At 29.6% G+C, this 13,586-nt stretch carries 16 protein-coding genes; all 16 read right to left on the bottom strand.

Annotated elements, in window-relative coordinates; all coding sequences use genetic code 11:
- The 16 genes from CQA69_RS06905 to CQA69_RS06830 all read right to left on the bottom strand — a co-directional run bounded on the left by CQA69_RS06905 (window position 1) and on the right by CQA69_RS06830 (window position 13,512).
- Window positions 1-1,119 carry an ABC transporter substrate-binding protein gene (locus tag CQA69_RS06905; protein WP_137621051.1) on the bottom strand — a complete coding sequence of 373 codons (1,119 nt, stop codon included), beginning with the start codon at window positions 1,117-1,119 and terminating at the stop codon, window positions 1-3.
- Between the two features lie 24 nt (window positions 1,120-1,143).
- Window positions 1,144-1,572, bottom strand: a complete 429-nt coding sequence (locus tag CQA69_RS06900) for a c-type cytochrome (protein ID WP_137621050.1) — start codon at window positions 1,570-1,572, stop codon at window positions 1,144-1,146.
- Window positions 1,573-1,588: 16 nt separating this feature from the next.
- A complete protein-coding gene (locus CQA69_RS06895) occupies window positions 1,589-1,786 on the bottom strand; it encodes a major outer membrane protein (protein ID WP_137621049.1) in 198 nt (65 codons plus the stop codon).
- A gap of 57 nt (window positions 1,787-1,843) precedes the next feature.
- Entirely contained in the window at window positions 1,844-2,350 is a 507-nt protein-coding gene (locus tag CQA69_RS06890; RefSeq protein ID WP_137621048.1) for a YqhA family protein, read from the bottom strand.
- Window positions 2,350-3,390 carry an aspartate-semialdehyde dehydrogenase gene (locus CQA69_RS06885; protein WP_137621047.1) on the bottom strand — a complete coding sequence of 347 codons (1,041 nt, stop codon included), beginning with the start codon at window positions 3,388-3,390 and terminating at the stop codon, window positions 2,350-2,352. The genes CQA69_RS06890 and CQA69_RS06885 overlap by 1 nt, the downstream gene beginning before the upstream one ends.
- 1 nt (window position 3,391) lies before the next feature.
- Window positions 3,392-4,687 (bottom strand): sigma-54-dependent transcriptional regulator, encoded by a 1,296-nt coding sequence (locus CQA69_RS06880; RefSeq protein WP_137621046.1) that lies wholly within the window; start codon window positions 4,685-4,687, stop codon window positions 3,392-3,394.
- 47 nt (window positions 4,688-4,734) lie between these two features.
- Window positions 4,735-5,184 carry a hypothetical protein gene (locus CQA69_RS06875; RefSeq protein ID WP_137621045.1) on the bottom strand — a complete coding sequence of 150 codons (450 nt, stop codon included), beginning with the start codon at window positions 5,182-5,184 and terminating at the stop codon, window positions 4,735-4,737.
- A complete protein-coding gene (gene flgP, locus CQA69_RS06870) occupies window positions 5,160-5,681 on the bottom strand; it encodes a flagellar assembly lipoprotein FlgP (protein WP_137621044.1) in 522 nt (173 codons plus the stop codon). Before flgP ends, CQA69_RS06875 begins: the two co-directional genes overlap by 25 nt.
- Before the next feature lie 68 nt (window positions 5,682-5,749).
- Window positions 5,750-8,311 carry a DNA gyrase subunit A gene (gene gyrA / locus CQA69_RS06865; RefSeq protein WP_137621043.1) on the bottom strand — a complete coding sequence of 854 codons (2,562 nt, stop codon included), beginning with the start codon at window positions 8,309-8,311 and terminating at the stop codon, window positions 5,750-5,752.
- A gap of 40 nt (window positions 8,312-8,351) precedes the next feature.
- Window positions 8,352-8,927 (bottom strand): ComF family protein, encoded by a 576-nt coding sequence (locus CQA69_RS06860; RefSeq protein ID WP_137621042.1) that lies wholly within the window; start codon window positions 8,925-8,927, stop codon window positions 8,352-8,354.
- Entirely contained in the window at window positions 8,924-9,565 is a 642-nt protein-coding gene (mapA, locus tag CQA69_RS06855) for an outer membrane lipoprotein MapA (protein ID WP_137621041.1), read from the bottom strand. The genes CQA69_RS06860 and mapA overlap by 4 nt, the downstream gene beginning before the upstream one ends.
- A gap of 110 nt (window positions 9,566-9,675) precedes the next feature.
- A complete protein-coding gene (gene lepA, locus CQA69_RS06850; protein ID WP_137621040.1) occupies window positions 9,676-11,466 on the bottom strand; it encodes a translation elongation factor 4 in 1,791 nt (596 codons plus the stop codon).
- 64 nt (window positions 11,467-11,530) lie between these two features.
- Window positions 11,531-11,953, bottom strand: a complete 423-nt coding sequence (locus CQA69_RS06845; protein ID WP_246023133.1) for a hypothetical protein — start codon at window positions 11,951-11,953, stop codon at window positions 11,531-11,533.
- A gap of 77 nt (window positions 11,954-12,030) precedes the next feature.
- Window positions 12,031-12,321: a hypothetical protein gene (locus tag CQA69_RS06840; protein WP_137621039.1), complete on the bottom strand. Its 291-nt coding sequence runs from the start codon at window positions 12,319-12,321 to the stop codon at window positions 12,031-12,033.
- A gap of 97 nt (window positions 12,322-12,418) precedes the next feature.
- Window positions 12,419-13,288, bottom strand: a complete 870-nt coding sequence (locus CQA69_RS06835; protein ID WP_137621038.1) for a hypothetical protein — start codon at window positions 13,286-13,288, stop codon at window positions 12,419-12,421.
- Window positions 13,285-13,512 (bottom strand): phosphopantetheine-binding protein, encoded by a 228-nt coding sequence (locus CQA69_RS06830; RefSeq protein ID WP_137621037.1) that lies wholly within the window; start codon window positions 13,510-13,512, stop codon window positions 13,285-13,287. The genes CQA69_RS06835 and CQA69_RS06830 overlap by 4 nt, the downstream gene beginning before the upstream one ends.
- Window positions 13,513-13,586 lie beyond the last annotated feature (74 nt).

Raw genomic sequence — 13,586 nt, 5'->3', positions numbered from 1 at the left:
CTAAGGATTTATCAAAGCTTTATAAACTTGTTTGCCATTTTCAATCTCTTTTATAACGACAGGACGAATAGCATTTCCATTGGCATCAATACTTATAAAACCTCCAACACCTTCATAATTTTTAGTTTGATGAATTTTATCATTGATACACTCACTTGTTAGATTATCCTTACAAGCATTCATAGCATTAAGCATTACAAAGTATGCATCAGCACCCATTGCTGAAAAAGCAGGAAGATTTTTATCTCCTTTTCCTTTTTCATACTCGGCAATAATTTTTTTACCACGATTTGTTGAAGGATTGCTAGAATCAAAACTATCGGTAAAAATTACACCATTAACTGCAGTTGAACCTAATTCTATAAAAGTTTTATTATTAACTCCATCTCCAGCAGTTAACAATTTATTAAACCCTAATTGTTTTGCTTGCCTAGCAATCAACGCTGCTTCTGGATGATAAATTGGCATATAAACAAAATCAGGATTTAAACTCTTTAGCTGTGATACTAAAGCTCTAAAATCTTTATCGCCTGAAGTAATTATAAGTTTTTTTAAAACCCTTCCACCATTTACTTTTAAAGATTTCTCAAAAGCTTTTGCCAACCCTAAAGAATAAACATTACTCTGATCAATAATAACTACAGCATTTTTCAAATTCAATTCTTTGGTAATATAAATAGCAAATTTATCTCCTTGAAAACTATCATTAAAACAAACGCGAGAAGCGTATTTTTTACCTTCTAAAAGCTTATCTCCTGAAGCCACTGGAGCTATGAGAGGAATTTTTTTATTTTCAATAATTGAAATTGCTTGAATTGTATTTGGAGTAGTTGTTTCTCCAATAATTCCCAACACCTTATCTTGTGTAATTAAACGATTAATGCCACTTGCTACTTCAAGCTTATCGCCTTTAGTATCAATAACAATTAATTTAACTATATCCCCATTATCAAGTTTTGAATTTAGCTTATTTGCAAGATCAATTCCATTAAAAACGTCTTGCCCATAAGCAGCCACTGTTCCTGTTAACGGCAAAACAACACCTATGTTAATAGTTTTTGCATACAAGCTACAATTAATTAATATAAAAATATTTAATAATAAAACTATTCTTTTCATTGTTAATTTCCTTTTTTATTTAGATTATTTTAAAAAAATATTATGCTTAGTTTTTTGCGCTGGCTCTTCTTCTGTTAAATCCTTAACTTGCAATTCTACAGCAAAATTATCACCCTTAATATAAGCAATAATATTATCTATATCGTCATGGCTTAAATTTTTAGAATATAAAGCCATTTGAGAAGTTATAGTGGAACTATTTTCCAAAGTATATCCTATTAAAGCTGATTTAATATCTTCTGCAGACATATCCTTTAATGCTCTAAAACGAGACGTATTTTTTTCAGCATTATCGCCGTGACATGCATTGCATTTATTTTTAAAATATATCTTTTTAGCTTCAGCCAAATTATATTGTTTATTAGCATCGAAAGTATAAGTTAAAAAGGATTTTAAATTTACCCCAAATAGTGCAACAATAAAAACTGAACTTACAAATAATAAACGAAACATACATCTTAACCTTTTTTTATTTTATAGTAATTTGCATCTGATTTATAACATTATGCTTTTGGTATTTTTTATTAAATTTTTTATTTTTATTCATTTCATATCGATAACGCATGGTTCCAGATACTTCAATATTTTTAAAAGTATTATCTAAAAAAGTTGCATTAGAAAAACTAAATCCACCTATTAGTATAAAAACTATAAACAATCTCACCATATTTAAAATCCTAAAATAATTAAAAAAATGATTATATCAAAAAAAGATAACTAATTTTCAATGATTTCCTTTATGTAAAAAATAAAGTCCAACACAAAGTGCCAAAATAGAACCTGCAAGAAAAGCCATATCAATAGGAGTTACAAATTTCATTTGTAAAACTCTTTGAAAAAAATTTACCACCAAAACCATAATGATAACTTTAGCAAGCTTATCTTTAAGCTGATCTAAACTATGCACCTCTAAAACTTTACTTTGTTTCATTTGTTTAAATTCTTCAATTTCGCTGATAAAAAGCTCATAAACACCGAAAGAAAAAATAAACAAAACCAAAGCCATCAAATAAAGATCAACAGCTCCAATAATTAAAGCAACAACATCTTCATGTAAATCTATATGAGAATTTAGTCCAAAAAAATAATTGTAAGTATATAAAATCACCTTTAAGACATCATAACTTGCTATAACAAAAAGCACGAAAGCACCTATAAGTCCAAAAATTACGGGCAAAATAGTAACTATACGACTTTTAATCAATAAAAATTCAAAAATTCTTTCTAACATTATTTTTCCTGCTTATTTTTTAACTCTAACCATTTTTGAGCAATTCTAACAGCATTGGTCGCTGCTCCTACACGAATTTGGTCCGCAACACACCATAAATGAAGTACTTTTTTATCGTATTGATCTAAACGAATTCTTCCCACGTAAGTTTCATTGGTATCACTTGTAGTTAAAGGCATAGGATATTGTTTATTTTTTGGATCATCTAAAACAACAACATTTGGAGCCTTTTTCAAAATTTGACGTGCCTTAGCAGCATCAACCTCTTGATTAAAATGCATAGTAATAGACTCGCTATGACTTCTTAAGACCGGAACTCTAACGCAAGTTGCTGAAATTTGAAGCTTTTTATGTAAAATCTTTTGAGTTTCATTGATCATCTTTAGCTCTTCTTTAGTGTATCCACTATCTGTAAATTCATCAATATGCGGAATTAAATTTAAAGCTAAAGTATGCGGAAAAACTTGAGCCTTAAACTCATCTAATTTGAAAGCAAAAAAACTTTGCATTCCTTCAACTAATTCTTGCATTCCTTTTTTACCTGCACCACTAGAAGCTTGATAAGTACTTACATCTACTCGTTTAAGATTAAAAACATCATCTAATGGTTTTAGAACATGCACCATTTGTATTGTTGAACAATTTGGATTTGCAATAATTCCTGTTTTTTTCCAATCCTTAATATCTTCAAAATTACACTCTGGAACAACTAAAGGAATATCTTTATCCATTCTAAAATGGCTTGTATTATCAATAACTACAGCCCCGCATTCAACAGCAAATTGAGCATATTGTTTACTTATGTTTCCACCTGCACTAAAAAAAGCAATATCTACAGGATTTTCCTTAAAAGTGTTTTTATTTAATTCTTTTACTTTATAAATTTTTCCTTTAAATTCTATCTCATCGCCCACACTTTTAGCACTTGCTAAAGGTAAAATACTTTCTACTGGAAAATCAAGTTCTTCTAAAACATTCAAAAGTTCCTCGCCAACAGCACCAGTTACACCCACTATAGCTATTTTCTGCTTTTTTACCATTTTATTCCTTTATTTGATACTGCTTGATTTTTTTCTCTAAAATTTCGAGACTCATTCCAAGCTCATTAGCCGCCTTTTGCTTATCAAAATCAAGCTCTTTTAAAATTTGCTCTAATAATTCTTTTTCTAAATTTTTTACATCTTTTTTAAAAGTCCTAGCTTCTAAGAACAAATCTTGAGATAAAATTTCATTTCCTTCACTTAAAATACAAGCACGTTGCACTATAGAAATCAACTCTCTAATATTACCTGGATAATTATATTCTAATAAAGTTTTTTCAGCTTCTTTGCTTAAGCATTTATTTTCAAAATTATATTCTTGACAAGTTTGCTCAAGAACTTTATTTGCAATTCCCAAAATCTCTTCTTTACGTTCTCTTAAAGGTGGGATATTAATAGGAACAGTATTTAAACGATAATAAAGATCTGATCTAAAATCTCCATTTTTTATTTTTTCATCTAAATTAGCATTGGTTGCACTTATAATTCTTACATCGATTTTAACATTTTTAGTACTCCCAAGTCTTGTAATTTCTTTTTCTTGTAAAGCTCTTAAAAGTTTCGCTTGTATCTCATAAGGCATTTCACCAATTTCATCTAAAAATAAAGTTCCTCCATTGGCCACCTCAAAAAGACCTATTTTAGTCGCATTCGCATCTGTAAAAGCTCCTTTTTCAAACCCAAACAATTCGCTTTCTATTAGATTAGCAGGAATTGCGGCCATATTAATAGCTACAAAAGGCTTATCAAAACGTTGTGAATTTTCATGAATAAAACGGGAAAAAACTTCTTTTCCCACTCCACTTTCTCCAAAAAACATGACTGAAGCATCTGTTTTTGCAGCTTTCTTACTTAATTTCAAAGTCTGTTCTAATTTTTCAGATGTAGAAAAAAAACCTGTATTTTTATTGTTATTTTGATTTTTAGGTTTTTTATCAGCAGTTTTTTCTCTAATAATTTTTGCTCGCTTGATAGCTTCAACCAAAGTTTCTATATCAAAAGGTTTTGTTAAAAAATCTTTAACTCCAAGTCTCATTGCTTCAATGGCACGATTTAATGTTGCATTTCCTGTCATAATAATAAAGTCATATTTATTTTCACAGGTTTTAACAAATTCAAGACCATCCATGCCTGGCATATTAATATCTGTAATTATCAAATCCGTATCAGAATCTATTTTTTTTAGAGCTTCTGTGGCAGATTTGTAAGATTTAATTTTAAATTCTTCATATTCACCCAAAGCTATCTCTAGAGATTTTCTCATATTAATATCATCTTCAACAATTACCAAATTCATTATCGACCTTTGATTTTTTCAGAATAATAGCAAAAAATGACTTAAAATCACTTTTTTTTAAGATGATAAATCAAAGCGCTCCGTTCTCCAAATTCTACACAAAAGCGTAAAGGTAAAATTTTTACATAAGTTTCATTTTGTGCTTTCATAAGTTCTATTTTTGTAATATCTTTTATAGAGATATTTGCACTAGCAAAACAATCAATTAATTCTTCTTTATGAGAATTTAAAAAATTAAGCTTGATATTTTTTGCCATATAATCATCAATCATTCCAAGTTCAGTTTTAGGAAATTTTTTTAAATCATTATCGTTATAAGGTATTTCGCAAACAAATTCGCTAATAGCATTTTCACTTTGAGTCATAGCTGGAGATATATTTTGACTCTGATGAAAAAGGATTAAATTTTTACTAGAAAGTTCTGCCCAAAATATAAATTCATCTTGGGCAAAAATTTTAAGACTTGCTAAGATTAATAAGCAAACAATTCTTTCCACTTGTCTGCATCAATCTTGAGTTCTAGGTTTATTCTATAAAGACCCTGATTAAAACTTTCATCAATAATACTTGCATTTTTAATTAATCCATTTACTTGAGCGGTAATAGTTGAACTTCTAAGCATAGCATCTTTAACAGTATCTTTGCCATTAACTTTCACGCCATAAAGTTTACTTGCAAGTTGTCTGTAAGCATCTGTAATTGCAGCTCTTTTTGCTAATGCAAGTGCTTGAGCTGAAGAAACTGTATTCATAGGAGCGATACCTTCTCCAACTGCCGTAAAGCTAAGCTCACTATCGGTTGCATCTGGAGCCAACATTTTTTCTTGTCTGATGATATCGCGCACGTCATCTTTGTCTACTTTTTGCACAATAATATCGGATGTCTGAGAAGTTTCGCTAGGTTTATTTGAACTTTTGCTTATAACTCCTTTCATACTTGGCACACAGCCAACAAAAATTCCTGCTACAACTAGCATCATAAAAATTTTTTTCATATTTACACCTTCAAAATTTTTTGTCATTAATATCTACAAAGCAAAAAGCGTTCCAACTTTTTACAAAACTATTCTAAATTTAAATCTGGATTTTCATCACTAACTTCCTCATCAACTTCTTCTTTAGGACATTTAGCAATGCTAACAACTTCATCATTTTCTACATTTACAACGATAACTCCACTTGTGTTACGTCCAGCCTTGCGAATACTGTGCATATCAACTCGGATCATCTTTCCACTACTTGTAAGAGCCATCAAATCCATATCTTCATCTACAATCACCACACTAATAAGTTCTTTAGTCTTATCAGTGAGTTTCATACAAATAACACCCTTACCTCCTCTACTTTGAAGTCTATATTCTCCAGCATTGGTACGTTTTCCTATACCTTTGGCACTAACACTTAGAATTTCTTGATCATCATTTTCTATAACAACAGCGCCCACTAATTCATCATTTTTTTCTTTGAATTTAATAGCCGTTACTCCACGACTTACGCGGCCAATTTCACGCACTTTTGCAAGAGGAAATTTGATACACATACCTTTTTTTGTAACTGCAAAAAGCATTTTTCCTTTTGCTTCCTCTTCTAGTAACTCTTCATTTTCTACTTCAATATTATCCACCATTGGAGCTAAAGAAATTTCTTCTTCATCTCTTTGGACAATGATCGCTGTAACCAATTCATCGTTTTCATCTAGATTAATCGCTTTTACACCGACACTACGTATATTTTGATATTCACTTAAATTAGTGCGCTTAACAATACCATTTTTTGTAAAGAAGCATAAGGATTTACTCTCATTAAAATCAGTTGTTGGAATAATTGCCATAATTTTTTCTTCAGCTTGCAAATTGATCAAATTCACAACAGCTTTTCCTTTAGCAGTTCTTGAACCTTCTGGAATTTTATAAACTTTTAACCAATAAAGCTGACCTCGATCAGTTACAAACATTAAAGTATCATGAGTATTTGCCGTAAAGAAGCTTTCTATAAAATCATCATCGTAAGTCGTAACAGCAAGTTTGCCCTTGCCACCACGTTTTTGTTTTTCATACTGTTTGCTTGGAACACGCTTGATATAACCGCGATGAGTGATAGTCACTACCATATTTTCATTTGGAATCAAATCTTCCACATCTATATCATCATAATCATCTTCTATTTGAGTAATACGCGGCACATCAAATTTAGCTTTAATTTCTTTCAATTCATCGCGAATTAAATCTTCAAGTAATTTTTCACTTTTTAAAATTTCATCCAATCTTGCGATTTCTTTCATAAGCTCTGCAAGTTCATTTTCGATTTTTTCTCTTTCAAGCCCAGTTAAGCGACCTAGTTTCATATCTAAAATAGCATTAGCTTGAATTTCACTCAAGCCAAATTTTGCCATTAAAGAATCTCTTGCACTAGCATTATCAGGACTATTTTTAATCAAAGCTATTACATCATCGATATTATCAAGTGCGACGGTAAGACCTTCTAAAATATGCGCCCTTGCTCTTGCTTTTTGAAGTTCAAAAATAGTTCTTCTAATAATAACTGTTTTTCTATGAGTTAAGAAAAGATTTAAAAGCTCACTTAAAGAAAAAATCTTTGGTTCTTTGTTATGAATGGCAAGCATAATCACACCAAAAGTGCTTTCCATTGTTGTAGATTTGAAAAGATTATTTAAAACAATTTCGCTCATTGCTTCGCGTTTAAGCTCTATGACAACACGAATTCCTTCTCTATCACTCTCATCTCTGACTTCAGAAATTCCTTCAATCTGTTTTTCTTTTACAAGATCAGCAATTTGCTCTATGAGTCTTGCCTTATTAGTTTGATAAGGAAGTTCATCTATAACAATAATATCTTTATTTGACTTTTTCTCTATATGAGTTTTTGCCCTAATCTTTACGCGACCGCGTCCAGTACGATAAGCTTCAATAATGCCTTTTTTACCATATATAATACCACCTGTTGGAAAATCAGGGCCTTTAATAAATTGCATCAATTCTTCTAAAGTAGCATTTTTATTATCAAGTAAATATAAAAGACCATCAACCAATTCATTTAAACTATGTGGAGGAATATTTGTCGCCATACCTACTGCAATACCACTAGATCCATTAAGTAATAAATTAGGCACTCTAGCAGGTAAAACATCTGGCTCGTTCATAGAATCATCATAATTTGGAATAAAATCCACCGTATCTTTGTCAATATCGCGTAAAAGTTCTTCAGCTAAAATCGTCATTCTAGCTTCGGTATAACGCATCGCAGCTGCACCATCTCCATCTATGGATCCAAAGTTTCCTTGCCCATCTATGGTCGGATAACGCATAGAAAAATCTTGGGCCATTCTTACTAAGGCATCATAAACAGCAGTATCGCCGTGCGGATGATATTTACCGATCACATCCCCAACAATACGTGCTGATTTCTTATAAGCACTGCGACTCCCAACGCCAAGATCATTCATGGCATAAAGAATTCTTCTATGCACAGGCTTTAAACCATCCCTTGCGTCTGGAAGAGCACGCCCTATAATAACACTCATAGAATAATCTAAATAACTACTTTTAATGGAATTTTCTATATCGACAATCTCAATATCAGAATCTTTGTTAAAAATATTTTCCATAAAAATCCTTCCACAATATTGAAATTTTTATTTTACCATATTAAACTTTTGCATCAGCTAAAACAAGGGCAAAAAGAACAGAAATTTTGTTTTTTTCTAAAAATTTTTTAGCTTCCAATAAACTAGAACCCGAAGTTACAATATCATCAACCAAAATCGTAGGATGAGAAATCTTTTTTAAAAGTTTAAAATTTCTTTTATTTTTTTGTCTATATGCTAAACTTTTTCCAGAATATTTTAAAGAATTTTGAGAATGCAAGGCTCCAAATACAGGCTTTATAAATTGAGTTTTTAAATATTTGGCCAAAATAGCTGAATGAGAATAGAGTAAATTTTCTACCCTATCGTCTAAAGCAATAACATTAATTTTTTCATCAGGAGAAAAGAAATTTTTAAATTTAGCAAAACTAAGCTTTGCTAAAAAATGAAACACAAAATAACCATAAAAATGATGTTTAGAATGCAATAAATGTTTTATCTCGTGATATTTATAAAAAGAATACACTTTAAAATTATCCTCAAGAATTCTTACCCCTAAGGAAAATTCAGATAATTCTTGAGAACAATTATGACAAAAACAAAGCAGAGTAAAAGCTCCGCAATTTAAGCATTTCAAAGTTCTGAAATAATACTTGCTGCTTTATTGGCCATTTGCTTTATAAGTAAATGTGTGTAAAAAGTAATATCTTTTAAATTTTCAAAACCTTGCACATCTTGTTTTGTTCGCAAAGTAAATTTTCTATTTTTATTAACATCGCTTAAATTTAAAACTCCGACAAGTTTTGAATGTAACCCTATCCCATCTTGTCTTGCATTATATCCAACAAAAGCAAGATCGACTTTAGTTACATAAGGAGAATCAGCATTATTATCATCAAGTACTATAATACCTCTAGCTTCAAGTTCTTGTTTTAAATATGTGTAAAAAATAGCATTAAAATTAAGATCTACAAGTAGTCTTTGTTTTTTTGTAAAAAATACTTTTTGATTCTCTTTTAAATCATAAAAACGATGCAAATAAACTTTTTTTAAAGCTACAGCAGTATCTAAAGTGCGTTTATTTGCACAACATTGAATTCCAATATCGCTTATATATAAAAGACCTTTGATTTTAGCCTCGTAACCGTTTGGGCTATCACAAGGACTACACCCAGCTTCCTTAGAAATTTGATTAACTTGATCAAAAGTATTCTTGCTAGCACAAGAATTTAAAAATAAAGCTACAAGCAAAAAAAGTAAAAACTTCTTAATCATTCTTTCTTCTCCTTAAAAATTTGCATACAAAAAATTATTTTTCAAGCATTGTATTAAAATTATCAACAAATTTCAAGTCTAATTTTAAATAAACTTAAATTTATAAAAACTTAATCAATTTTCAAAACACTTAAAAAGGCTTCTTGAGGCAAATGGACTTTACCGATAGCTTTCATTCTTTTTTTACCCTCTTTTTGTTTTTCCAAAAGCTTTCTCTTTCTAGTAATATCGCCGCCATAACATTTTGCAGTTACATTTTTTCCCATAGATTTAACCGTTTCTCTTGCAATAATCTTATTTCCAATACTTGCTTGAATAGCAACTTCAAAAAGTTGTCTAGGAACGATTTCTTTCATTGCACTTACAAGCTCTCTTCCTTTGCTAAGTGCTTTTTCATTTGGCACAATAATGCTTAAAGCATCGACATTTTCTCCAGCTACTTTAATATCAAGCTTAACCAAATCCCCTACTCGAAATTCAATCGGCTCATAATCAAAACTCGCATATCCTTTAGTTAAAGATTTCAATTTATCATAAAAGTCCATCACAATTTCATTTAAAGGCACATCGTATTCCAACAAAACACGTTCAGGCGTGATATAATCCATCTTTACCTGTATCCCTCTTTTGCGATTTAAAAGAGTGATCAAATTCCCTAAAAACTCACTTGGAGTGATGATTGTAGCTTTAACATAAGGCTCTTTAATATGATCGATTTTATTTACAGGTGGAAGTTCACTAGGATTTTGAATTTTCAAAAGTTCTCCATTGGTTTGATAAATTTCATAAGTTACTGTTGGAGCTGTAGCAATAAGATCAAGATTAAATTCTCTTTCTAATCTTTCTTTGATAACCTCCATGTGCAAAAGACCTAAAAAACCAACCCTAAAACCAAAGCCCAAAGCCAAAGAAGTTTCTGGCTCATAGGTAATAGAACTATCATTGAGCTTTAATTTATCTAAAGCGTCTCTTAAATCCTCAAATTTATCCGTTTCTATAGGATAAAGTCCTGCAAATACAAAAGCTTTCGCCTTTTCAAAACCTCCTATAGCTTCTTTAGCTTTATTTTTGGTTAAAGTGATAGTATCTCCGACTTGCACATCGCCAACAGTTTTAAGCCCTAAAACAACAACCCCAACTTCGCCTGATTTCAAACTTTGCGTTTTTACTGGACTTAAAGGATGAGGGTAAAAAAGATCTTGAACAATATGTTTTTTATTAGTGCTCATTACTAAAACTTCATCATTTTTAGAAATTTGTCCTTCGTAAATTCTTACTAAGGCCAAAGCACCTAAATAATTATCAAACCAAGAATCGTAAATCAAAGCTTTAGTAGGAGCTTCATTATCTATTTTTGGTGCTGGAACTTTGGTAATAATCGTTTCTATAAGCTCTTTTATTCCTAGGCCTGTTTTAGCACTTACACAAATCGCATCCTTGCAATCTATGCCTATGATATGCTCGATTTCATGTTTAACTTTTTCCACGTCTGCATTAGGAAGATCGATTTTATTTATAACTGGGATAATTTCAAGATTGTTTTCAAGTGCGATATAGACATTGGCTATAGTTTGTGCTTCAACACCTTGCGAAGCATCTACTACAAGCAAAGCTCCCTCGCAACTTGCCAAAGACCTACTCACTTCATATGAAAAATCCACGTGACCTGGAGTGTCGATTAAATTTAAAATATATTTTTGATTATCAAAAACATATTCCAAACGAACAGATTGAGCTTTTATCGTAATACCTCGTTCTTTTTCTATATCCATAGTATCCATAACTTGAGCACTCATTTGTCTATCACTAATGGCTCCGCATTCTGAAATGATTCTATCTGCTAGAGTACTTTTTCCATGATCAATATGTGCTATGATTGAAAAATTTCTAATATTTTCCATTATTTTCCTAAAAATATACTTTTTAGAAATTCTAACAAAAATATTTTTCAGAAATGATTAAATTTTAATCTTTAGACATAAAGGATTTATGTTTTTTACTCTTAAATTCCTTCTTCAACTTCCTTATCTCAAACCACAATTTGATATACCCCCCCCCGTACCAATTATTATTGGCTTTTATTAAAGCTTGTCCTAATTTATAAGTAAAACATTCTTTTTCTTTTAAGGCTTCATAATAATCTGAATAAGTTTCTAAAGGAGGTAATTTTAAAGAAGGATATTTTTTTATTTTTTCTTGATAAATTTTTTGTTCTAGTTTATGTTTATCTTTTATATAAGATAAAACATAAGGCATTCTTATAAAACCTAATATACTTTTAGAATTAATAATCATAGCTTGTCCTAGTTTATAAGAAAGTTGGTTTTGAATTCTTGCCTTAGCTGAATTAGCTTGGATAAAAGTTACTTTAGGATTAATAATATCCATTTTAATTCCTAAAGATTTAGCTAATTTTTTACTTTCTAGTTTTTTGATGATTAGATCTTGTTCTAAATTAGCTAATTCTAAATGTTGTTTTTTAATAGGGATGGAGTTGAGTTTATTTTCAAGATTGTTTTTTTATTGAGTAAAATTTGTTTTTCATTGCTTAAGTTAGATATTTGAGTATTTAAAACATTGATTTGATTTTGCAAAGGCGCTAGTTTTATAGGATCTTTTCTTTGATTATATTGCTCGATAATAATTTTACAGTCTTTTAAATATTTGCAAAGGTGCGTAAAATCATATTCCTTTGAAATTTCAAAATCTATATTTTCTGGAATTTTTATTTCTTCTAATGTTTCATTTTTTGGCATAAGCAAGAAACCTATGATTCCTGCTTGTTTATTATCCTCCCATTCTTTTTGATAAAGTTGATTATATTTTAGTCTTTTAACATCTTTATCTATATAATTATGAATTTTTATGTTTCCTTATAATAGTAAAATCATATTCTATGTCTACAAAACATTCATGATTATATATGGGGATTAAAATTTTTTGATATTGATTTTCAAGAATACAATATGAAGAAAAATAAGTAGATGTAAAACAATCATTCCAACCATGCACTCCTAAAATTTTCATATTATGATATTTTTTGGGTAAAACTAATTCAAGTTCTTTTTTATTTTCCAATTTATAAATGCTTTCTCTGCAAAGATAAGATCTAATTTTTACAAAATTTTCATTATTTTTTACATCTATAATTTCATCTAAATCTAAAGTTTTAAAAGAAGGAATGGTAAGATTCTTTATTTCTTTAGGTTTTTTAAAGGAATTAAAATTTTGATAAATTACTTGAGCCATTTTTGTAAAAATAAATTCAACTGGATGTAAGGGGTTGAGGACATTGGTATAAAATTTAAAAATATTTTCTTTTAAGCAAAATTGATAAGCATCTATAAAATTAAAGCCGTATTTTTCACTTTGAAATTTATAGAAAGATGTGTATTCACCAAAAGCAACAGAAAAATGCCATTGAATTATTATAACTTTTTTTTGTAATTTATTTAAAATCTTATATGTATAATTAATTCCTGTTAAGTTTGCTTTAAATATATTTTGATTTTTTGGAAAAAGTAAATTGTCTAGAGTAAATATAATTAAATCAGCTTCTTTTATAAATTTATCAATTTTGTTTCTAAAAAGATGGTAAATTTGACCATAAGAGCCCATAGATCCTAGTCCAAAAGCTCTTGTTTCAGCTCCGCATTCCCTAAAACCTTTTGCAAAATAGGAATTCCATTGAGATTCATAAGTTCCAAGTAAAACAATCTTCATAAATTAAAAGCCTTTTTTATCATTGCTTCTATGGTTTTAAAATCTTCGAAATTTTCAGGCATTATAAAATCCATGTCTAATTCTTGATCGTAAAAATCTTCTATTTTAGTTACTAATTTCATAATATCTAAGCTATCTATTAGGCCATTAGTCACTAAATTTTTAGAATTTTCATCAATGTTTTCTTTTCCAATTTCTTTAAAAAACTGTTTAATCTCTTCCATTGTTTCTCCTTAAAGTTCTTTATAATAATTTCTATCAATCTTGCCATTTTGATTAAGTTTAAAACTATCTATTC

It is taken from the genome of Campylobacter estrildidarum (assembly GCF_005406205.1).
Lineage (GTDB): Bacteria > Campylobacterota > Campylobacteria > Campylobacterales > Campylobacteraceae > Campylobacter_D > Campylobacter_D estrildidarum.
The sequence above is the reverse complement of the archived record's forward strand: the minus strand, read 5'-3'. Positions and strand labels throughout refer to the sequence as shown.